This is a genomic window from Candidatus Pelagibacter sp. HIMB1509 (assembly GCF_052047855.1).
In the GTDB taxonomy this organism is placed as follows: Bacteria; Pseudomonadota; Alphaproteobacteria; order Pelagibacterales; family Pelagibacteraceae; genus Pelagibacter.
In genome coordinates this window covers 24321-44605 of record NZ_JBNAIU010000001.1, presented here as the reverse complement: position 1 = coordinate 44605, position 20285 = coordinate 24321, and the positions used below count along the sequence as shown (strand labels likewise).

The following is a 20285-nucleotide window of genomic DNA, read 5'->3' as shown; positions in this document are numbered from 1 at the left end:
GGCGGAATTAATTCTCTTTCCAGAGTGTTATGCAACTATCGGTCCTTTTTACCTGAGAGTTTCCGGGGTGGTTGCTCCTTCGGTGCTAAATTTATTAGTCTCTCCCGATAACAAAGTATGTATCCTCTTCTAGAAAAGAGTCAATTAATAACAATTACACTTTAAATTAAATATCATTTTATTGCCTTTTTTATGAATTAACCATCAGCTATAACCATATTATGAAAAATTATCTTAATTTTGAAACTGAGATTAAAGATTTAGAGACAGAATTGGAAAAATTAAAAGATCCCTATAATCAAGAGGGATTGTCAGAAGTAGACACGCAAAAAATTTCAAAAACACAAGTTGAGTTAGATCAAAAATTAAATGATATATATTCAAACCTAGATCCATGGCAAACCACCATGGTTGCAAGACATGAAGACAGACCAAAGTCTAAATTTTTCATAGATAATTTATTCGAAGATTTTATTTCTCTATCTGGTGACCGTTATTATGGTGAAGATAAATCTGTACTTACTGGTTTTGCAAAATTTAATGGTCAGTCAGTTTTAGTTATCGGTCAAGAAAAGGGTGAAGATTTGGATAGCAGAATTCAAAGAAATTTTGGGATGATGCGACCTGAGGGTTATAGAAAAACTATTCGATTAATGAATTTAGCAAATAAATTTAAAATTCCAATTATCTCTTTTATAGACACGCCTGGTGCTTATCCTGGTGTTGGTGCAGAGGAAAGAGGTCAAGCTGAGGCAATAGCAAAATCAATTGAATGTTGCATGGAACTTAAGGTGCCAACTATTGCAATAATTATAGGTGAGGGTGGATCAGGTGGTGCGATTGCATTAGCATCGTCTAACAAAGTTATCATGCTAGAAAATGCTATTTATTCAGTTATATCTCCTGAAGGCTGTGCAACTATATTATGGAGAGATCCAAAAAAAATGCTTGATGCAGCAAAAGCAATGAAGCTTTCCGCAAAAGATTTATTAAAATTAAAAGTTATTGATGAAATAATCCCAGAACCTTTAGGTGGTGCTCACAGGGATAGAGAACTGATGCTAGACAATGTTAGAAAATCTATTTCTACAAATTTAGATCAATACAAAGAAATGACGTCAGAAGATATAATGAATGAAAGAAAAAATAAATTTTTAAAAATTGGAAGAAATGATGGTTTTATGAATAATGTAGAAGATCTAAGCAATTTGACCATTAAGAAAAATAATTTTGATAATATTTTCAAATCAAAAAAATTATTATTTGGTATTGGTGTAGGTTTATTATTTTTAGCTTCTTTATTTTTTCTTTTTTAAGAATTACAAAGCCCCATGGCAATGTTTAAACTTCTTACCTGATCCACAAAAGCAAGGTTCATTTCTTCCCATTTTTTTGGTTTGTGGTTTTGGATTTAAACTTTCCTCATTGGAAGATTTTTCTTCTGTTATAACTTTTAAATTCATTAATATTGTAACGTAGTCTAATTTTAGTTTTTCTAGTAAATTTGAAAATAAATCAAAAGCTTCTTTTTTATATTCAACTAAAGGATCTCTACCACCATAGGACCTTAACCCAATTACCTGTCTAAGCTGTTCTAAATATTGTATATGTGATTTCCAATTCAAATCTATTGTTTGCAAAAATATTCTTTTTTCAATTTCTTTTGCATGCTGTTCGTTTAGAACTTTAATTCTTTCATTACGTGTCTCATTGAATTTTGTAGATATTTGCTCTTTCAGTTCATTATCTTTGGCAGAAATCAAACTTTCAAGTTCAGTATCATTAAAACTTTTTCCAACAATTTGCTTAACTTTATTGTTAAATTCATTACTTTTAGGATTAGATAGATTTTGAATTTTTAATTTTATCAAGTCTTCTGATATTTCTTTTAAATATTCATCAGAATAGTCAAAAATATTTTCACTATTCATTGCGTTTTTTCTTTGAGAAAACACAACATGTCTTTGGTCATTCAAAACATTATCAAATTTGATAAGTGTTTTTCTGATATCAAAATTTCTGGCTTCAACTTTTTGCTGAGCTCTTTCTAATGCTTTGTTGATCCAAGGGTGATCAATACTTTCACCATCTTTTAAACCAAGTTTTTCAAGCATATTATTCATAGATTCTGAGCCAAAAATTCTCATCAAATCATCTTCTAAACTTACATAAAACACAGAACTGCCCTCATCTCCTTGTCGTCCAGCTCTTCCTCTTGCTTGATTGTCCACTCTTCTAGACTCCATTCTTTCTGTACCAATTACAAATAAGCCACCTAGAGATTTAATTTTTTCTTTATCTATTTTTAACTGATCATCAGGAATTGATCCTTTTTTTCCACCAAGCTGGATGTCAACCCCTCTACCAGAAATACTAGTTGTAATTATCAAAGATTTTTCTTTTCCAGCATTTGCAATAATTTCAGCTTCATTTTCATGGTTCTTTGCATTTAAAACTACGTGTTTAATATTTTTTTCATTTAATAATTTAGAATAAACTTCAGATTTGTTGATACTAGATGTGAATACCAAAATTGGTTGACCAATTTCATGTTTTTCAATGATCTTATTAATTATTGCATCATTTTTTTCTTTTTCAGTTCTAAAGATCAAATCATTATAGTCCTTTCGGATCATTTCTTTATTTGTTGGTATTACAACTACTGAAAGATTATATATCTCAAAAAATTCCTCAGACTCTGTGACTGCAGTACCAGTGCAACCTGATATTTTTTTATATAGTTTAAAATAATTTTGATAGGTAATAGATGCTAAAGTTTGATTTTCAGCTTGTATCTGAATTTTTTCTTTAGCTTCAAGAGCCTGATGAAGTCCATCTCCAAATCTTCTTCCTTCTAAAATTCTACCAGTCAACTCGTCTATGATTTTAAGAACTCCATCTTTTACTATGTAATCTTTTCCTTTTTCAAATAAATGATTTGCACGAAGTGCTTGATTTACGTGGTGAACTAAATGAAGATTTTCTGGGTCATAAAAATTATCATTTTTTAGGATACCCGCATTAGAAAAAAGTTTTTCAACATTATTAATACCCTCGTTTGTTAAAAGTATACTTTTTTCTTTCTCATCTATTTCAAAATCTTTATTATTTAAAATTTTAACAAGTTTATCTATAGCTAGGTATTGAGCAGTCTTATCTTCTGCAGCTCCAGAAATTACAAGTGGAGTTCTTGCTTCATCAATTAAACAGGAATCTATTTCATCTACAATTGAAAATACATGAGATCTTTGAACCATTTCTTTTTGAGAAAACTTCATGTTATCTCTTAGATAATCAAATCCTAATTCACTGTTGGTTGCATAAGTAATGTCACAATTGTAGTTTTTCTTTCTTTCTAGATCATCTTGATCATTATTTATAAATCCTGAAGTAAGACCTAGAAAATTATATATGATACCCATTTCCATGGAATCTCTTTTTGCTAAGTAATCATTAACTGTTACTATATGAACTCCATTTTCAGAAAGCGCATTTAAATACGCCGCTAAAGCAATAGTGAGTGTTTTTCCTTCACCCGTTCTCATTTCAGCAATTTTACCTTCGTGAAGAACTACTCCCCCAATAAGTTGAACATCAAAGTGCTTTTCTTGTCTTGTTCTTTTTGCAGCTTCCCTTACTAGTGCAAATGCTTCAGGTAGAATTTCGTCTAAACTTTTTCCATTTTTTAATTGATTTTTAAATTCAACTGTTTTTTTGGGAAAGTCTGTATCACTTAATTTTATGAATTGTTCCTCGTATGAATTTATTTTTTCTACAATTTTTCCAATTCTATCTAGTTCTTTTTGATTACTAGATTTGATAAACTTTGTAATTAGGTTAAGTGGGTTAAACATGACTATTTGATTTATTCTTTAAATATATGGTTTAATATATGTATTAAACAATTATTTTAAATATCATGGGTATTAATTTAACAAATTTTTTAACCTCGAAATCAAAAAATACCAGAATGATGGATTTCCAGGACCTTGATCATATAGATGGCTTATCTATTTCAGCTCTAAGCGCAGATTTATATAAAACTAAAAGAGATGATTTAGTAATGTTTTACTTTAGAGATGGTGCAAATCATGCCTCTGTCTATACACAATCAAAAATTATCTCAGAAAATATCAAATGGAATATAAATCAAAAATCAAAAAAAATTTATTCTCTTATTGTAAATACTAGAAATGCAAATGCTTTCACAGGTAGACAAGGTTACGAAAGTCTCGCAAAAATTGCTGATTTAACTTCTGAACAATTATCAAAAAAACAAGTTGAAGATGAAGATTATCCAAAGAAAATTACTTCAAAGGAAATTATTTTTGGGTGCACAGGTACAATAGGTGAAACATTTCCATGTGAAAAGATAATAGTTCAAATTCCAAACTTGATTAAAAAAATCAACTATACACAAAACAAATTTCTTTGGATGAAAGCAGCCTTAGGAATAATGACCACTGATACAAAACCAAAACTCGCGATGGAACAATGTAAAATTGGAGATAAAGAGGTAAAAATTTATGGTATCGCCAAAGGTTCGGGTATGATATTTCCAAATATGGGAACCACCTTGGCATACATATTTACAGATGCCAACTTATCGAATGATATTTTAAGTAAATTATTAAAAAAAAATATTACAAATACATTTAATGCTATCTCGTGTGATGGGGACACTAGCACAAATGATATGGTTAGTATTTTTGCAACAAATAAAGCAAACAATTCAAATATTAAAAGTATTAATGATATAAAACTAAAAAAATTCGACAAAGCATTAAACAATGTTTTGTTAAATTTAGCAAAGAGAGTAGTTTCTGATGGAGAAGGAGCATCAAAATTTGTCACTATAAATATTAAAAAAAGCAAAAGTGAACAAGATGCAAAGACAATTGCTTTCTCAATAGCAAATTCAGCTTTGGTAAAAACAGCTATTGCAGGTGAAGATCCTAACTGGGGACGAATAGTGATGGCAATAGGAAAAGCAGGACCAAAATTAAATTTAAATAAATTAGGTTTGAAATTTGGAAATTATCAAATAATTCAGTATGGAAAATTACACAAGAATTACGATGAAAAATTAGTAGCTGAGTATATGAAAGGTGAAAATATAGAAATCAATGTAGATTTGTTTACTGGTCCCAAAAGCTTTACTGCTTTTACTATGGATTTTACAAAAAATTATATTGAGATTAATGCTGATTATAGAAGTTGAACATATTGAAATATAAATTTTGATAACTAATTCTATACTATGATAAAATACAAACTTTTGTGTAACGACTGTGAATTAAAGTTTGATAGTTGGTTCTCTACTTCATCAGAATATGAAAAATTAAAAAAGAAAAAACTTTTAATCTGTCACAACTGTAATTCTGAAAAAGTTGAAAAAACATTAATGGCTCCTCAGCTAATAAGTAGAAAAGCAAAAAATAAAGAAAAATTTGATACTCAGAAGTATAAAAAAATTAAAAAAACAATTAAAAATTATCAAAAGTTTATAAAAGATAATTTTAAGTACGTTGGGGATGATTTTGCATATGAAGCTAGATCTATTCATTACAATAGCAAGAAACCTATAAAAGGGATATATGGTAAAGCCTCTCAGAAAGACGTTAAAGAGCTCAAAGAAGAGGGCATAAATACACAATTAATTCCTTGGGTTGATGAAAAAGAAAATTAGTTTTTCTTAAATTCCGCAATATAATTTACTGATAAATCTTTAGAAACATTCCATTCATCCTTCAGAATGTTAAAATTCATTCCATCTATTTTTTTGAGATTAAGATTGTTTTTGATTAGTATATTTTTTAATTCTTCAGGCTTAACAAATTTTTCCCATTCATGGGTGCCAATAGGAAGCCATCTCAAAATATATTCTGCACCAACAATTGCAAATATATAAGATTTTAAGGTTTTATTTATAGTTGCAACAAACATTAATCCATTTTTTTTTAAAAGATTAGCACATGATTTTAAAAAAAAATCAACATCCTCAACATGCTCAACAATCTCCATGTTCAAAATTACATCAAATTTTTTTGTTGTTTTTAGTTTTTCAGGCGATGAACATATATAGTTTATTTTAAGATTGTTTTTTTTTGCATGTAAGTTCGCTATGGCAATATTTTTATTTGAAGCATCGATTGCTGTAACATTAGCTCCTAATCTACACATGGGCTCAGATAACAATCCACCTCCACATCCAATATCAAGGACATTTATTCCAGAAAGAGGATATTTTTTATTTTTAAGTTGAAATTCCTTAATTATATTTTCTTTTATATATTTTATTCTTATAGGATTAAATTTATGAAGAGGTTTAAATTTTCCTTCTGGATCCCACCATTCGGCCGCCATATTTGAAAATTTTTCTATTTCTTTTTTATTAATACTGTTCATAATATATAATTAGTTGACATAACAATTAAGATGTACTTTATCAATTTATAATTAAACTATATTAATTCAACTGATCATGAAAACTGTTGTACTAAAATTTGGCGGAACTTCTGTTGGTAGTATCGATAGGATAAAAAAAGTATGTAAAATTATAGCTGCTTATAAAAAGAAAAAAAATAGAGTTTTGGTGATTTCATCTGCAATGAGTGGAGTGACCAATGAGCTTATAAAAAAATCGAAACAAATTAGTAATAATTTCAGCAGATCTGAATATGATGTACTTGTCTCCACTGGAGAGCAGGTTGCATGTGCTTTAATTGCAGGAAGACTTACTCATGATGGTTTTAAATCTAGGTCGTGGGTTTCTTGGCAATTACCAATAATTACTGATGGACCTTATTCTGGAGCAAGAATAAATAAGATAATCACAAAAGAATTAAATAATTATGTGAAACAAGGTGGGATCCCAATTGTTACTGGTTTTCAAGGAATTAATAATGAAAATAGAATTACCACAATAGGAAGAAGTGGTTCTGATGCCACTGCAATAATGTTAGCAAAATTTATTAAAGCTGATGAATGTATTATCTATACAGATGTTGATGGTGTTTATACTACTGATCCAAGACAACATAAAAAGGCAAAGAAAATTAAAAAAATATTTTATGATGAAATGTTAGAAATGGCATCTTTGGGATCAAAAGTGATGCAACCAACATCGGTTCAAGATGCAAAGTTAAATAACATTGATATTAAAGTTAAATCTTCATTTATTAATAAACCAGGTACATTAATAACAGGCTCTACAAAAGCGTTTAGCGATCAAATAATTACTGGGATATCTTCAACTAAAAATGATGCTAAGATCACAATTGTAGGAGTTAAAGATAGACCTGGTGTTGCTGCTTCAGTTTTTAGACCACTATCAAGAAATTTAATTAACGTTGATATGGTTGTGCAAAATATTTCTCAAAATGGAAAAGATACCGACTTAACCTTTACAATTAAATCTGATGATCTGAAAAAAACCGAAAAATTAATTAAGCAAAATAAATCGATATCTTATAAAAAACTTTCTTTTGATAAAAATCTTTCCAAAGTTTCTATAATTGGAGTTGGGATGATTACTACACCTGGAATTACTTATAGGATGTTTCAAGCTTTAGCTTCAAAAAAAATAAACATTTTAGTTATTTCAACATCTGAAATTAAAATTTCAGTATTAGTTTCATCAAAAAATGTAAAAAAAGCAATAGCTGCTCTTCATAAGGAATTTAAACTAGATTAAACTTATGAATGTAAGACCATTTAGAAATATAAATCGAAAAAAAACTAAAGTAATTAACGTTGGTAATGTTAAAGTTGGTGGTGACAATCCAATATCAGTTCAATCAATGACTAATACTTTGACTACAGATATTTCGGCTACTATAGAACAGATAAACAAAATTCATGAAGAGGGTGCTGACCTGGTAAGAGTTTCCTGTCCAGATGAAGACTCTTCAAAAGCCTTAAAAGAAATTACAAAAAATGTTCAAATACCTATAATTGCAGACATTCATTTTCATTATAAAAGAGCTATAGAAGCTGCAGAAAATGGAGCGAAGTGTTTAAGAATAAATCCTGGAAATATTGGCGATAAAGATAAAATCTATGAGGTTTTAAGTGCTGCCAAAAATAATGATTGTTCAATTCGAATAGGAGTTAATGCAGGTTCTCTAGAAAAAGATATTCTAGAAAAGTATAAAGAGCCATGCCCTGAAGCATTAGTAGAGAGCGCAAAAAGAAACATTAAAATATTAGAGGATCAAGATTTTTTTAATTTCAAGATAAGCGTCAAGTCCTCCGATGTATTTTTGTCGATTGCAGCTTACAGACAACTTTCTGATGCTACTGACTATCCTCTTCATCTTGGAATAACTGAGGCTGGAAGTTTTGTGTCAGGAAGTGTTAAGTCTTCAATAGGACTAGGTTCATTGCTATTAGATGGAATAGGTGACACCTTAAGAGTTTCTTTATCAGATGATCCTGTAAAAGAGGTTAAGATTGGAAATGAAATACTTAAATCTTTAGGATTAAGAAATAGAGGAGTTAAAATAATTTCTTGCCCATCTTGCGCAAGGCAAGCATTTCAAGTGATTGATACAGTTAAAATTTTAGAGGAAAAATTATCTCATATAAAAACTCCAATTACCCTATCGATTATTGGCTGTGTTGTGAATGGACCCGGTGAGGCTGCATTAACTGATATCGGAATAACTGGAGGTGGAAAAGGTAATAATATGCTTTATTTATCTGGAGTGCAAAGTGAAAAAGTATCTACTAATGATATAGTTAATAAAGTCATAGCAGAAGTTGAAAAAAAGGCCTCTGAATTAGAAAATTAACAATGATACCAACAAAGACTATTGAAGAATTAATTACAAAACATTCTACACTTGAAAAAGACCTATCATCAGGAAGTTTAGATAACAAAGTGTTTGCTGAAAAGTCAAAAGAATATTCGGATGTTAATGAAATAATTTTAAATGCTAAAAAATATTTATCGTTCGAAAATGAAAAACAAGAATTAGAGAAAATATTAGAGGATAACTCATCAGATAAAGAATTAAAAAATATGGCTGAGTTAGAACTTGTTGATTTGAAATCTCAACATGAAATCAATGAAAAAAAATTAAAATTATTTCTACTACCAAAAGATGAAGCAGATAAAAAAAATGCAATAATAGAAATAAGAGCTGGAACAGGCGGACTAGAGGCAAGTTTATTTGCTTCAGACCTTTTCAAAATGTATGAAAAAGTAAGTCATAAAAAAAAATGGTCATTAGAACTTATTTCTATTTCTAGAAGTGATGCGGGAGGTTTAAAAGAGGTAATTGCATCGATTAAAGGTACCAATATATATTCAACATTAAAATATGAGAGTGGTGTACATAGAGTTCAAAGAGTTCCAGATACCGAAACACAAGGAAGAGTGCATACATCCGCAGCCACAGTTGCTGTTTTACCTGAAGCTGAAGAAGTAGATTTAAAAATAAACGATTCTGACTTAAGAATTGACGTTTTTCGAGCAGGTGGTCCAGGCGGACAATCAGTTAACACAACAGATAGTGCTGTTAGAATAACTCATATTCCAACAGGTTTGTCAGTTTCGCAGCAAGATGAAAAATCACAGCACAAAAATAAAGCAAAAGGAATGAAAATTTTAAGAGCAAGATTATACGAACTTGAAAGATCAAGAATTGATCAAGAAAGATCACAAGACAGAAAAACTAAAATTGGTACTGGAGATAGATCAGAAAGAATTAGAACTTATAATTTTCCACAGGGTAGAGTTACAGATCACAGAATAAATTTAACTTTGCATAAATTAGAGGAATTTCTTGAAGGTGAAGCTTTTGATGAAATGATAGAGTCACTTACATTGCAAGCACAAGAAGAAAGTTTAAGTAATTTAAAATAAATGAATATTCAATCAGCAATAACTCAAGGTGCTAAAATTTTAAAAGATAAATTTTCTTTAAATCCTTATTTGGATTCAGAAATTTTAATGTCAAAAGCGATTAATAAAGATAAAAAATACTTAATAATTAATTCTCAAGAAAAAGTAGAAGAAATAAATTTAAATTTGTTTCAAAAACTAGTTAATGAAAGGTCTAAAGGTAAGCCTGTTTCGCATTTAACTAATAAAAAGTTTTTTTGGAATTCAGAATTTTTTGTAACAGAAGATACCTTAATACCTCGTCCTGATACAGAGCTAATTGTTGAAAATATTTTAAATTTAACAAAAAATAAAAGTAAACTTAGTATTTTAGATGTTGGCATAGGATCTGGATGTATACTTTTGTCTATATTAAAAGAGAGAAAAGATTTTTATGGAACAGGAATAGATATAAGTAAAAATTGTTTAAAAATAGCTAATTTGAATGCAACTAGTTTAAAAGTCCATACTAGACTTAAATTATTTAAATCTAATGTTGACAAATTTAGTTTGGGCAAATATGATTTGATTGTTTCTAATCCTCCTTATATTAAAAAACATATTATAAAATATTTGGATAAAGGAGTTGCTAATTTTGAACCAAAAATAGCACTAGACGGTGGATTAGATGGTTTATCAGAAATCAGAAAAGTTATTAAAAAATCGTCTGAGCTGATTAAAAAAAATGGTAAATTTATTTTAGAGATTGGTTTTGATCAAAAAAATAAAGTAATTAAATTATTAAATAAAGAGGGTTTTTATATAAATAGTGCTCTAAAAGATATTGCTGATAATGATCGATGCATAATCTGCACAAAAATATAATTTTTTAAATCATGGTAACATTTAGGAATAATAGCAATAACAACAGTAGAAGAAATAATTTTAGAAGAAACGATAGAAATTTTAAATCTAATGGTGACAGGCAGAAATTTAGTACAAATTTTTCCAATGGCGATAATTTTAAAAGAAAGTCTCCAGGTAGAAACAATCATAATGCATCAAAATTGATCGAAAAGTACAATGATCTAGCTAGAGAAGCTCTATCAAATGGCGATAAAATTCTCTCTGAAAATTACCTTCAGCACGCTGATCACTTTACAAGAATACTCAATGAGAGAGAAAGTTTCAAAAGAGAGAGAAATTTAGCTGAAAAATCTGATGAAAATGGAAAAGAAACAAATGAGGTTTCAAAAGATGTTGATGTTTTTGAAAAAAATTTAGAAGATAATTCTAACTTAGATGCCGAAACTGAAACAGCATCAGAGGTTAATTAATTTAAACCTATAATTTTTTCTGATTTAAGAACATCTAGTTTAATTTTATTTGTTTCAAACAGTTTTCTTTCTTTACCCTTTAATATTTTACCTGAAGGAAGTTTAAGTTTTTGAGAATTAACTTTTTTTCCATTTACAATTACTTCGTAATGCAAATGGGGTCCAGTAGACTTTCCTGTGGAACCAACATAACCTATTGTTTGACCTTGTCTCACCCTTACACCTGCTTTAATACCACGAGCAAATTTTGACATGTGAGCATATACTGTCTCATAAGTTGAGTTATGTCTTATTTTTACACAGTTTCCACCTCCACCGCACCATCCAGCTTTTTTTACAACACCATCACCCGATGCCATTATAGGTGTTCCTGTTGGTGCTGCAAAGTCAGTACCTCTATGCATTTTGTTATATCCATCAATAGGATGTTTTCTCATACCAAATGCAGATGAAAGTCTTGCTCCATTAATTGGTGTTTTCATTAAAGCTTTTTTAACACTCTTACCATTTTTATCATAATGCCCTTCACTTCCTTCTTTATCAAAATAGTAAAGCCCATTATCTTGACCACTCAATTTTAAATTAGCAAAAAGTATTTCTCCTGTTTCAATAATTTCATTTTTTTCATTAAGAAAAATTTCATACATTATTTGAAACTTATCTTGTTTTCTTATATCTCTTTGAAAGTCTACTTGAAATCCATATATCCCAGCAAATTCAATTATTATATTTGCTGGTATTTTCTCATCTGTTGCAGCTTTATATAGACTTTGCAAAATTAAGTTTTCTTCATAGACTATCCTTTTATTCAATTTAATAGATATAATTTCATCATTAAAAGTATTGTTAGAATTATCTCTTACTAAAAATATTTTTTCTTTATTTGATATTTGAAAAATAAATTCATTGATTTGATTATTAGTTTTATCTAAGCTGAACTCAATAATTTGTTTAGTATTCAATTTATTAAGGTTAACTTTTTTTTTTAGAGCATTTTTTATTTTTAATATTTCTTTATTTTGAATTAGATAATCCTCTAAAATTTTATCAAATGTTTCACCAGATTTTATTTGATGTTTTATTTTTTTGTATTTTGGCTCAAGGTTTTCAACTATATTTGTAAGTGTTTTTTTAAAGTAGACATTATCAATATAATTATTATGAATTTCAAAATTTTCTTTTTTTGTTGAATTAAAATAATTAGTAGAGATAGCAGTAAGTAGAATCAATAAAACTAAGCCAAAAATTTCAAAGTTTTTTTTAATCTTAATTAATAGAATTTTTAACATTTTATATTTAAGCGAATACAATTATTAGTTTAGGGAGTGGTAAAAATCAAAAAAAAGCGCTTAAAATGTGGTGTTTTTATTTAAAAATTTATTCTTAAATGCTTGATTTCCATTATTTTTAGCCTATAAGCACTGAACTTTCTCAATAAAATTATTGTTAATACAATAAATTAGTGAGGATTATTGAGCCTTTTTTGCTCAATTAGCTATTTTAAAAGTTAAAATTTAAGAAGAGAAGTGTGGACGGTTAAGGTTACCAAAAATTTGTCGTACACACTTCAATCACATATAAATTTTATTCTTAGAATTTATATGGAAGCTAGTGTGCGCCGTTTTTAAACTTGAGAGTTTGATCATGGCTCAGAACGTACGCTGGCGGCACGCCTAACACATGCAAGTCGAACGAAGTAGCAATACTTAGTGGCAGACGGGTGAGTAACATGTAGGTATCTACCCTTTGGCCTGGAATAACACGAGGAAACTTGTGCTAATACCGGATAAGTCTTTACGGAGAAAGCTTTATGCACCATTGGATGAGCCTGCACTTGATTAGTTTGTTGGTGGGGTAATGGCCTACCAAGACTGTGATCAATAGCTGATTTGAGAGGATGATCAGCCACATTGGGACTGAGACACGGCCCAAACTCCTACGGGAGGCAGCAGTGGGGAATCTTGCACAATGGAGGAAACTCTGATGCAGCGATGCCGCGTGAGTGAAGAAGGCCCTTGGGTTGTAAAGCTCTTTCGTCGGGGAAGAAAATGACTGTACCCGAATAAGAAGGTCCGGCTAACTTCGTGCCAGCAGCCGCGGTAATACGAAGGGACCTAGCGTAGTTCGGAATTACTGGGCTTAAAGAGTTCGTAGGTGGTTGAAAAAGTTAGTGGTGAAATCCCAGAGCTTAACTCTGGAACTGCCATTAAAACTTTTCAGCTAGAGTATGATAGAGGAAAGCAGAATTTCTAGTGTAGAGGTGAAATTCGTAGATATTAGAAAGAATACCAATTGCGAAGGCAGCTTTCTGGATCATTACTGACACTGAGGAACGAAAGCATGGGTAGCGAAGAGGATTAGATACCCTCGTAGTCCATGCCGTAAACGATGTGTGTTAGACGTTGGAAATTTATTTTCAGTGTCGCAGCGAAAGCGATAAACACACCGCCTGGGGAGTACGACCGCAAGGTTAAAACTCAAATGAATTGACGGGGACCCGCACAAGTAGTGGAGCATGTGGTTTAATTCGAAGATACGCGCAGAACCTTACCAACACTTGACATGTTCGTCGCGACTCTAAGAGATTAGAGTTTTCGGTTCGGCCGGACGAAACACAGGTGCTGCATGGCTGTCGTCAGCTCGTGTCGTGAGATGTTGGGTTAAGTCCCGCAACGAGCGCAACCCTCACTTTTAGTTGCCATCATTAAGTTGGGCACTCTGAAAGAACTGCCAGTGATAAGCTGGAGGAAGGTGGGGATGACGTCAAGTCCTCATGGCCCTTACGTGTTGGGCTACACACGTGCTACAATGGTATCTACAACAGGAAGCAAGACTGCGAGGTCAAGCAAATCCTTAAAAGATACCTCAGTTCGGATTGCACTCTGCAACTCGAGTGCATGAAGCTGGAATTACTAGTAATCGTGGATCAGCGTGCCACGGTGAATGCGTTCCCGGGTCTTGTACACACCGCCCGTCACACCATGGGAGTTGGTTCTACCTTAAGGCAAGGTTTAAAACCCTTGACCACGGTATAGTCAGCGACTGGGGTGAAGTCGTAACAAGGTAGCCGTAGGGGAACCTGCGGCTGGATTACCTCCTTTCTAAGGATGAATGAAAGTAAAATTTCATTCTAAATAATATACAGGTAATGTTGACCGTCCTCATTTCTCTTCTTAAAGTAGTGTTTCTCTTTGCATAGGGGCCGGTAGCTCAGTTGGTTAGAGCACACCCTTGATAAGGGTGGGGTCGAAAGTTCGAGTCTTTCTCGGCCCACCAATTTAAGATCATGGGGGGATTAGCTCAGCTGGGAGAGCGCCTGATTTGCATTCAGGAGGTCAGCGGTTCGATCCCGCTATCCTCCACCAAAACACTTAGTTATAAAAAATCGTAAAAAATTAATAATTAATATCAATATCTATATCCGAACATTAGTAATGTTATTAGCTAATGTTCAAAATAAAAATTTGATTCAACACAGAATTTTTTTCTGTGCATAAATCAAGCGTTTAAGGGCGTGTAGTGGATGCCTTGGCACTGAAAGCCGATGAAGGACGTGATATACTGCGATAAGTTTCGGGGAGCTGTATGTAAGTTTTGATCCGAAAATTTCCGAATGGGGAAACCCACCACTTTATGTGGTACTTTAAACTGAATACATAGGTTTAAAGAGACAACCTGGAGAACTGAAACATCTAAGTAACCAGAGGAAAAGAAATCAATTGAGATTCCGTTAGTAGTGGCGAGCGAACGCGGACTAGGCCAGTAGTTTTGTTAAAAAAATTTGAATAGTTTGGAAATGCTAACCATAGAGGGTGATAGTCCCGTATGAGTAATGTTTAACAAAATTCTTGAGTAAAGCGGGACACGTGAAATCCTGCTCGAACATAGGGGGACCACCCTCTAAGCCTAAATACTCTTCAGTGACCGATAGTGAACTAGTACCGTGAGGGAAAGGTGAAAAGAACCCCTATTAGGGGAGTGAAATAGAACCTGAAACCGCATGCCTACAATCAGTCGAAGCTCTTTTTAGAGTGACGGCGTACCTTTTGTATAATGGGTCAGTGACTTAATTTATAAAGCAAGCTTAAGCCATCTAGGTGTAGGCGCAGCGAAAGCAAGTCTTAATAGGGCGATTAGTTTTATGAATTAGACCCGAAAACGAATGAGCTTACCATGAGCAGGTTGAAAGTTGGGTAACACCAACCGGAGGACCGAACCAGTTGACGTTGAAAAGTCTTTGGATGACTTGTGGTAAGGGGTGAAAGGCCAACCAAATTCGTAGATAGCTGGTTTTCCGCGAAAACTATTTAGGTAGTGCGTTGAATAAATAGACATTTAGAGGTAGAGCACTAAATGGGCTAGGGGGAAGAGATTCTTACCAAACCTAATAAAACTCCGAATGCTAAATGTTGTTCTTCAGCAGACAGACTGTGGGTGCTAAGGTCCATGGTCGAGAGGGAAAGAGCCCAGACCACCAGATAAGGTCCCCAAATTATGATTAAGTGTGAAAGGATGTGGAAATTCCTTAACAGCCGGGAGGTTGGCTTAGAAGCAGCCATCCTTTAAAGATAGCGTAACAGCTCACCGGTCTAATAGAGTTTCTGCGCCGAAGATGTAACGGGGCTAAAATCATATACCGAATCTGTGGATTTGTAATTTTTTCGAAAATTACAACTGGTAGCGGAACGTTCTGTAAGCCTGTGAAGGGATACCCGCGAGGGATCCTGGAGGTATCAGAAGTGCGAATGCTGACATAAGTAACGATAAAAGAAGTGAAAAACTTCTTCGCCGAAAATCCAAGGGTTTCTGCGCAAGGTTAATCCGCGCAGAGTTAGTCGGCACCTAAGGCGAGGGCGAAAGCCGTAGTCGATGGAAATAAGGTTAATATTCCTTAACCAGATGGTAGTGACGGATCTTGTAAGTTGTGAGCTCTTAATGGATTGAGTTTGCCGCGAAAAGGTTCCAAGAAATAGCTCCATCATTAGACCGTACCCTAAACCGACACAGGTGGATTAATAGAGTATATTTAGGCGCTTGAGAGAATGATGTTGAAGGAACTCGGCAAAATGCTTCCGTAACTTCGGGATAAGGAAGACCTGTTTTTAGGCAACTAGAGATGGGTGGCACAAGCCAGGGAGAAGCGACTGTTTATCAAAAACACAGGGCTCTGCTAACACGTAAGTGGATGTATAGGGTCTGACGCCTGCCCGGTGCTGGAAGGTTAATGCGGTTGGTGCAAGCTAACTTCTGAAGCCCCAGTAAACGGCGGCCGTAACTATAACGGTCCTAAGGTAGCGAAATTCCTTGTCGGGTAAGTTCCGACCTGCATGAATGGCGTAACGATTTCTCCGCTGTCTCCAACATCAACTCAGTGAAATTGAATTCTCCGTGAAGATGCGGAGTTCGCGTAGTTAGACGGAAAGACCCCGTGCACCTTTACTGCAACTTTACATTGGTATTAGGAAAAACATATTTAGTATAGGAGGGAGACATTGAAGCAATGGCGTCAGTTATTGTGGAGTCAACAGTGAAATACCTCTTTTGTTTTTCTTGATATCTAACTGACTGCCGTTATCCGGCGTCAAGACATTGTATGGTGGGTAGTTTGACTGGGGCGGTCGCCTCCCAAATAGTAACGGAGGCGTGCGAAGGTAGGCTCAGAACGGTCAGAAATCGTTCGTAGAGTGCAATGGCATAAGCCTGCCTGACTGTGAGACTGACAAGTCGAACAGAGACGAAAGTCGGTCATAGTGATCCGGTGGTTCTGAGTGGAAGGGCCATCGCTCAACGGATAAAAGGTACGCCGGGGATAACAGGCTGATACTGCCCAAGAGCTCATATCGACGGCAGTGTTTGGCACCTCGATGTCGGCTCATCACATCCTGGGGCTGGAGCAGGTCCCAAGGGTTTGGCTGTTCGCCAATTAAAGTGGTACGTGAGCTGGGTTCAGAACGTCGTGAGACAGTTCGGTCCCTATCTGCTATGCGTGTAGAAGAATTGAGAGGAGTTGACCCTAGTACGAGAGGACCGGGTTGAACATACCACTGGTGGACCGGTTGTAGCGCCAGCTGCAGTGCCGGGTAGCTAAGTATGGACGAGATAACTGCTGAAAGCATCTAAGCGGGAAACTCACCTCAAAACTAGTTCTTCCTATAGAGCCGTGGTAGACCACCACGTTGATAGGCTGGATGTGGAAGCGCAGTAATGCGTGCAGCTGACCAGTACTAATAGCTCAATTGGCTTGATTTATGCACTGAAAAAAATTTTTTATAATTTAATTTGAATTAACATGTTTCAAGAACTTGAATATGAAATACTAAGATTTGTTTTGATATTGTTATTAAGTGCTTTTGCAGGTTTAATAACATTTGGAATATTCTTTTTTAATAAATTAAAATTTGTTGTTAATTATAATCATTTCTTCACTTTTTTATTATTACCTCCAATCACTGCAGCTATCACTAAAGTGATTGCTGGCAATTTAGCTTTGTCATTAGGAATGGTTGGTGCCTTATCGATAGTAAGATTTCGTAATCCAGTAAGAAGTCCTCTCGAATTATCAGTTTACTTCTTTCTAATTACCACCGGAATAGTATTTAATGTAAATATAAAATTTGGGATTATTTTTATAACATGCATTTATTTACTAATTTTATTTGGAAATTTATTAATAAAATTTCTCAATCGTTATAAAAAAAATTTATTTGATGATCAAAATAGCAAAATAATAGAAGCAGTTTTTTTAAACCAGGTAAAAGATCTCGAAGATGACAAAAATTTAATTTTTACAAGCAAAAATCAATCTGATAATGGAATAATACATTATACTTATAGGGTTAAAATTGTAGATAAAAATAGTTTGCAAAAAATTATTAGCAAAGAACCTTTAAGCTATAATTTTTTTAATGATAGTGATTAAGTTTTTAATTTTAATTTTTATAATTCTAATAAATCAAAACTTTAATAAAGCATTAGCTGATACTGAGCGTTTATCTAATATGAATTGTGTTAAACATAATTTAAAATTAGAAAAGGATTATCTATCAATCAAAATTGAAGACTACAAGTGGTTAAGAAACATAAATAAAGCTTTAGTTGAAAGTGATATAATTTTTAAACTTTATAATAAAAAAAAAAAAACCAAATTACATTTAAAACCAATATTACAAAAATTTAAAAAATGGCAAAAAACTGAAATTAGTTATTTTTATAAAAAAGGTATTAAGTGTAATGGTAAAGGAAGAATTAGATTAACTGGTGATTTTGATGATCATATTAATAAAGATTCTTACAGAGCATCTTTTGCCTTGAAAATTGATGATATCTCAATTTATAACAACACACGTTTTAAATTATTTTATCCCCCGTCAAGAAATGGAAATAATGAAATTTTTATTAATTTTTTTTTAAAGAAATTAGGATTTTTAGCACCTGACACACGATTAGTTAATGTTAAGTTTAGCAAACTTGGTAATCTTGACATGATTATGCAAGAAGAAATTAATAAAGAGTTTTTAGAAAAAAATAATATGACCGAAGGTCCAATTATTGAAGCAAATGAGTTTTTAAAATTGAAATATGTTTATAATGAAACTGATTTAAAAAAAATTATACCATATGATGTAAGATTTTCACTTCCTAAAGTAAAGAATTCAAGTTGGTCATTGAGAACTGAAGAAAATTTATTTGATACTTTATTAGGGATCCAAAAACTAAACAAGGTTTTTTTTCAAAATATAATTGATCATAAGGATAATTATAAATCGAGGTATCATATTTTTCCAAACTATGATCTTTTGAGTCAAAGTAATGTCGATAAATTTAATCAACTTAATTGTTTAAATGAAATTTTAAAATTAGATCATTTAAGTATTTTAAGTAACAGAATTTTTTATTTTAATCCAATTTATCAAAGTATTGAACCTATAATTTATGATACTAATTTTAATGCAATATCAATTAAACAAGATAAAAATAAAACTAAAATAAAAAATAAATGTCAAAAAATACCTTTAAAACGAATAAAAGAAAAAATAATTAACTTAAATGATCAAATTTTTTTAAGTCAGATAAAAAAAAGGGGTATTAGTAAAAATTACATTAATGAACATTATTTTTTTATTAAAAGAAAAATATTAGACTCTAACTTTTCTGATTTTAAAAAGAAAAATTCAGATATTACTTTAAACAAAAATTTTATTTTTGAATTTTACGAAGTAAGAAAAATTAACAATGAAATAAAAAAAAAATTTGTTTTTACAAATTATAAAAAAGATAAAGAGTTTGAAATATGTGAAAAAATAAACTTGTGTCAAAAACAAAAACTAAACAAAAATGATTTAAAAAAATTACTTGAAGGTAAATGGATAAAAAAAAATACTTATTTTCAATTAATTTCTTTAGAAAGTTCAAATTTACAAAAAGTATTTCAAGATGAAAATTTAAAAATATACAAAATTGGAAATTTTTCCAAAATAGATATTAATAAAAAAAAAAAAATAATTGATATTTATTCAATAGATAAAAATTCTAGAATTCTTTTTATTGATTCTAAAATTCGGGATTACTCAATTAATTATAAATATGAGTACAAACCAAATCAAATTTTTAAAAATCAATTAACAAACTTAAGAGGATGTTTAAATTTTTATAATTCAGAAATTGATAGTATAAATCTTAAGGTTAAAAATTGTAAACTTGAAGATGGGGTGAATTTAGTTTCTAGCAATGGATTAATAGATACTGTTCAAATATACGATAGTAAGCACGACGGACTTGATATAGATTTTTCGAAAATTAAATTAAATAATATAAAAATAAATAATGCAGGAAATGATTGTTTAGATTTGTCATTTGGTGATTATTTTTTTAGTAATGCTCATTTAATTAAATGTTTTGACAAGGCTATATCTTCAGGAGAAAAGACAAAATTAAATATTAATTACTCTTTAATTAAAAATTCTTCATTAGGATTAGCTGTTAAAGATGAGTCTATTGTCACAATCGAAAAAAAAATAGATATCGTCGATACCAAAGAATGTTTTGCAGAATATAGAAAAAAGCAAGAGTTTGGAAAAGGTAATTTGTACAATAAAGAAAGAATTAATTGTAATGGTTAA

13 protein-coding genes, 2 tRNA genes, 2 rRNA genes and 1 riboswitch are annotated in these 20285 nt (G+C 31.6%); of the genes, 14 read left to right on the top strand and 3 right to left on the bottom strand.

Annotation, left to right across the window (positions count from 1 at the left end; translation table 11 throughout):
* Window positions 1-29: 29 nt before the first annotated feature.
* A riboswitch (glycine riboswitch) is annotated at window positions 30-117 on the bottom strand.
* Between the two features lie 104 nt (window positions 118-221).
* The gene (locus tag ACTTBO_RS00180; RefSeq protein WP_440655610.1) at window positions 222-1316 is read left to right on the top strand and encodes an acetyl-CoA carboxylase carboxyltransferase subunit alpha; all 1095 of its coding nucleotides are present in this window, start codon (window positions 222-224) and stop codon (window positions 1314-1316) included.
* Between the two features lie 3 nt (window positions 1317-1319).
* Here the strand turns inward: ACTTBO_RS00180 and secA are convergent, their stop codons facing one another.
* Window positions 1320-3854 (bottom strand): preprotein translocase subunit SecA, encoded by a 2535-nt coding sequence (gene secA, locus ACTTBO_RS00175; RefSeq protein ID WP_440655608.1) that lies wholly within the window; start codon window positions 3852-3854, stop codon window positions 1320-1322.
* Between the two features lie 65 nt (window positions 3855-3919).
* On the opposite strand from secA, the gene argJ reads away from it, so the two are divergent.
* Together argJ and ACTTBO_RS00165 are read left to right on the top strand one after the other, a co-directional pair.
* Window positions 3920-5221, top strand: a complete 1302-nt coding sequence (argJ, locus tag ACTTBO_RS00170; protein ID WP_440655607.1) for a bifunctional glutamate N-acetyltransferase/amino-acid acetyltransferase ArgJ — start codon at window positions 3920-3922, stop codon at window positions 5219-5221.
* Between the two features lie 39 nt (window positions 5222-5260).
* Window positions 5261-5689, top strand: a complete 429-nt coding sequence (locus tag ACTTBO_RS00165; RefSeq protein WP_440655606.1) for a DUF1178 family protein — start codon at window positions 5261-5263, stop codon at window positions 5687-5689.
* Here ACTTBO_RS00165 and ubiG read toward each other — a convergent pair.
* Window positions 5686-6408 carry a bifunctional 2-polyprenyl-6-hydroxyphenol methylase/3-demethylubiquinol 3-O-methyltransferase UbiG gene (ubiG, locus tag ACTTBO_RS00160; RefSeq protein ID WP_440655604.1) on the bottom strand — a complete coding sequence of 241 codons (723 nt, stop codon included), beginning with the start codon at window positions 6406-6408 and terminating at the stop codon, window positions 5686-5688. The genes ACTTBO_RS00165 and ubiG overlap by 4 nt on opposite strands.
* A gap of 76 nt (window positions 6409-6484) precedes the next feature.
* On the opposite strand from ubiG, the gene ACTTBO_RS00155 reads away from it, so the two are divergent.
* From ACTTBO_RS00155 to ACTTBO_RS00135, 5 genes are read left to right on the top strand one after another with little or no spacing between them, the layout of a single operon-like run.
* Entirely contained in the window at window positions 6485-7696 is a 1212-nt protein-coding gene (locus ACTTBO_RS00155) for an aspartate kinase (RefSeq protein WP_440655602.1), read from the top strand.
* A gap of 4 nt (window positions 7697-7700) precedes the next feature.
* Complete coding sequence (gene ispG / locus ACTTBO_RS00150; RefSeq protein WP_440655600.1) at window positions 7701-8795, top strand: flavodoxin-dependent (E)-4-hydroxy-3-methylbut-2-enyl-diphosphate synthase; 1095 nt, start codon at window positions 7701-7703, stop codon at window positions 8793-8795.
* 2 nt (window positions 8796-8797) lie between these two features.
* Window positions 8798-9871 (top strand): peptide chain release factor 1, encoded by a 1074-nt coding sequence (gene prfA / locus ACTTBO_RS00145; RefSeq protein ID WP_440647153.1) that lies wholly within the window; start codon window positions 8798-8800, stop codon window positions 9869-9871.
* Window positions 9872-10714 carry a peptide chain release factor N(5)-glutamine methyltransferase gene (prmC, locus tag ACTTBO_RS00140; protein ID WP_440655599.1) on the top strand — a complete coding sequence of 281 codons (843 nt, stop codon included), beginning with the start codon at window positions 9872-9874 and terminating at the stop codon, window positions 10712-10714. It begins immediately after the preceding gene.
* A gap of 11 nt (window positions 10715-10725) precedes the next feature.
* Window positions 10726-11166: a DUF4167 domain-containing protein gene (locus ACTTBO_RS00135; RefSeq protein WP_440655598.1), complete on the top strand. Its 441-nt coding sequence runs from the start codon at window positions 10726-10728 to the stop codon at window positions 11164-11166.
* Here the strand turns inward: ACTTBO_RS00135 and ACTTBO_RS00130 are convergent.
* The gene (locus ACTTBO_RS00130) at window positions 11163-12455 is read right to left on the bottom strand and encodes a peptidoglycan DD-metalloendopeptidase family protein (protein WP_440655597.1); all 1293 of its coding nucleotides are present in this window, start codon (window positions 12453-12455) and stop codon (window positions 11163-11165) included. The genes ACTTBO_RS00135 and ACTTBO_RS00130 overlap by 4 nt on opposite strands.
* A 337-nt stretch (window positions 12456-12792) precedes the next feature.
* Between ACTTBO_RS00130 and ACTTBO_RS00125 the strand changes: the two genes are divergently transcribed.
* The 6 genes from ACTTBO_RS00125 (at window position 12793) to ACTTBO_RS00100 (ending at window position 20285) form a co-directional block, all read left to right on the top strand.
* Window positions 12793-14267: ribosomal RNA gene (locus ACTTBO_RS00125) — 16S ribosomal RNA — on the top strand.
* Between the two features lie 98 nt (window positions 14268-14365).
* Window positions 14366-14442 (top strand) — tRNA-Ile (locus ACTTBO_RS00120).
* Window positions 14443-14455: 13 nt separating this feature from the next.
* A tRNA-Ala gene (locus tag ACTTBO_RS00115) sits at window positions 14456-14531 on the top strand.
* Window positions 14532-14662: 131 nt separating this feature from the next.
* Window positions 14663-17415, top strand: a 23S ribosomal RNA gene (locus ACTTBO_RS00110).
* Together the 16S and 23S rRNA genes with 2 tRNA genes alongside form the textbook arrangement of a ribosomal RNA operon.
* A gap of 40 nt (window positions 17416-17455) precedes the next feature.
* Window positions 17456-18085, top strand: coding sequence for a hypothetical protein (locus ACTTBO_RS00105; protein ID WP_440655596.1), 630 nt, complete (start codon window positions 17456-17458; stop codon window positions 18083-18085).
* Entirely contained in the window at window positions 18072-20285 is a 2214-nt protein-coding gene (locus ACTTBO_RS00100) for a hypothetical protein (RefSeq protein WP_440655595.1), read from the top strand. Before ACTTBO_RS00105 ends, ACTTBO_RS00100 begins: the two co-directional genes overlap by 14 nt.

Bases quoted from the DNA above. Each gene is read 5' to 3' on its own strand.
- prmC (WP_440655599.1), top strand. From the start codon at position 9,872: ATGAATATTCAATCAGCAATAACTCAAGGTGCTAAAATTTTAAAAGAT.
- argJ (WP_440655607.1), top strand. From the start codon at position 3,920: ATGGGTATTAATTTAACAAATTTTTTAACCTCGAAATCAAAAAATACC.
- prfA (WP_440647153.1), top strand. From the start codon at position 8,798: ATGATACCAACAAAGACTATTGAAGAATTAATTACAAAACATTCTACA.
- ubiG (WP_440655604.1), bottom strand. From the start codon at position 6,408: ATGAACAGTATTAATAAAAAAGAAATAGAAAAATTTTCAAATATGGCG.
- ACTTBO_RS00105 (WP_440655596.1), top strand. From the start codon at position 17,456: ATGTTTCAAGAACTTGAATATGAAATACTAAGATTTGTTTTGATATTG.
- ACTTBO_RS00130 (WP_440655597.1), bottom strand. From the start codon at position 12,455: ATGTTAAAAATTCTATTAATTAAGATTAAAAAAAACTTTGAAATTTTT.
- secA (WP_440655608.1), bottom strand. From the start codon at position 3,854: ATGTTTAACCCACTTAACCTAATTACAAAGTTTATCAAATCTAGTAAT.
- ACTTBO_RS00100 (WP_440655595.1), top strand. From the start codon at position 18,072: ATGATAGTGATTAAGTTTTTAATTTTAATTTTTATAATTCTAATAAAT.
- ACTTBO_RS00165 (WP_440655606.1), top strand. From the start codon at position 5,261: ATGATAAAATACAAACTTTTGTGTAACGACTGTGAATTAAAGTTTGAT.
- ACTTBO_RS00180 (WP_440655610.1), top strand. From the start codon at position 222: ATGAAAAATTATCTTAATTTTGAAACTGAGATTAAAGATTTAGAGACA.
- ACTTBO_RS00155 (WP_440655602.1), top strand. From the start codon at position 6,485: ATGAAAACTGTTGTACTAAAATTTGGCGGAACTTCTGTTGGTAGTATC.
- ispG (WP_440655600.1), top strand. From the start codon at position 7,701: ATGAATGTAAGACCATTTAGAAATATAAATCGAAAAAAAACTAAAGTA.
- ACTTBO_RS00135 (WP_440655598.1), top strand. From the start codon at position 10,726: ATGGTAACATTTAGGAATAATAGCAATAACAACAGTAGAAGAAATAAT.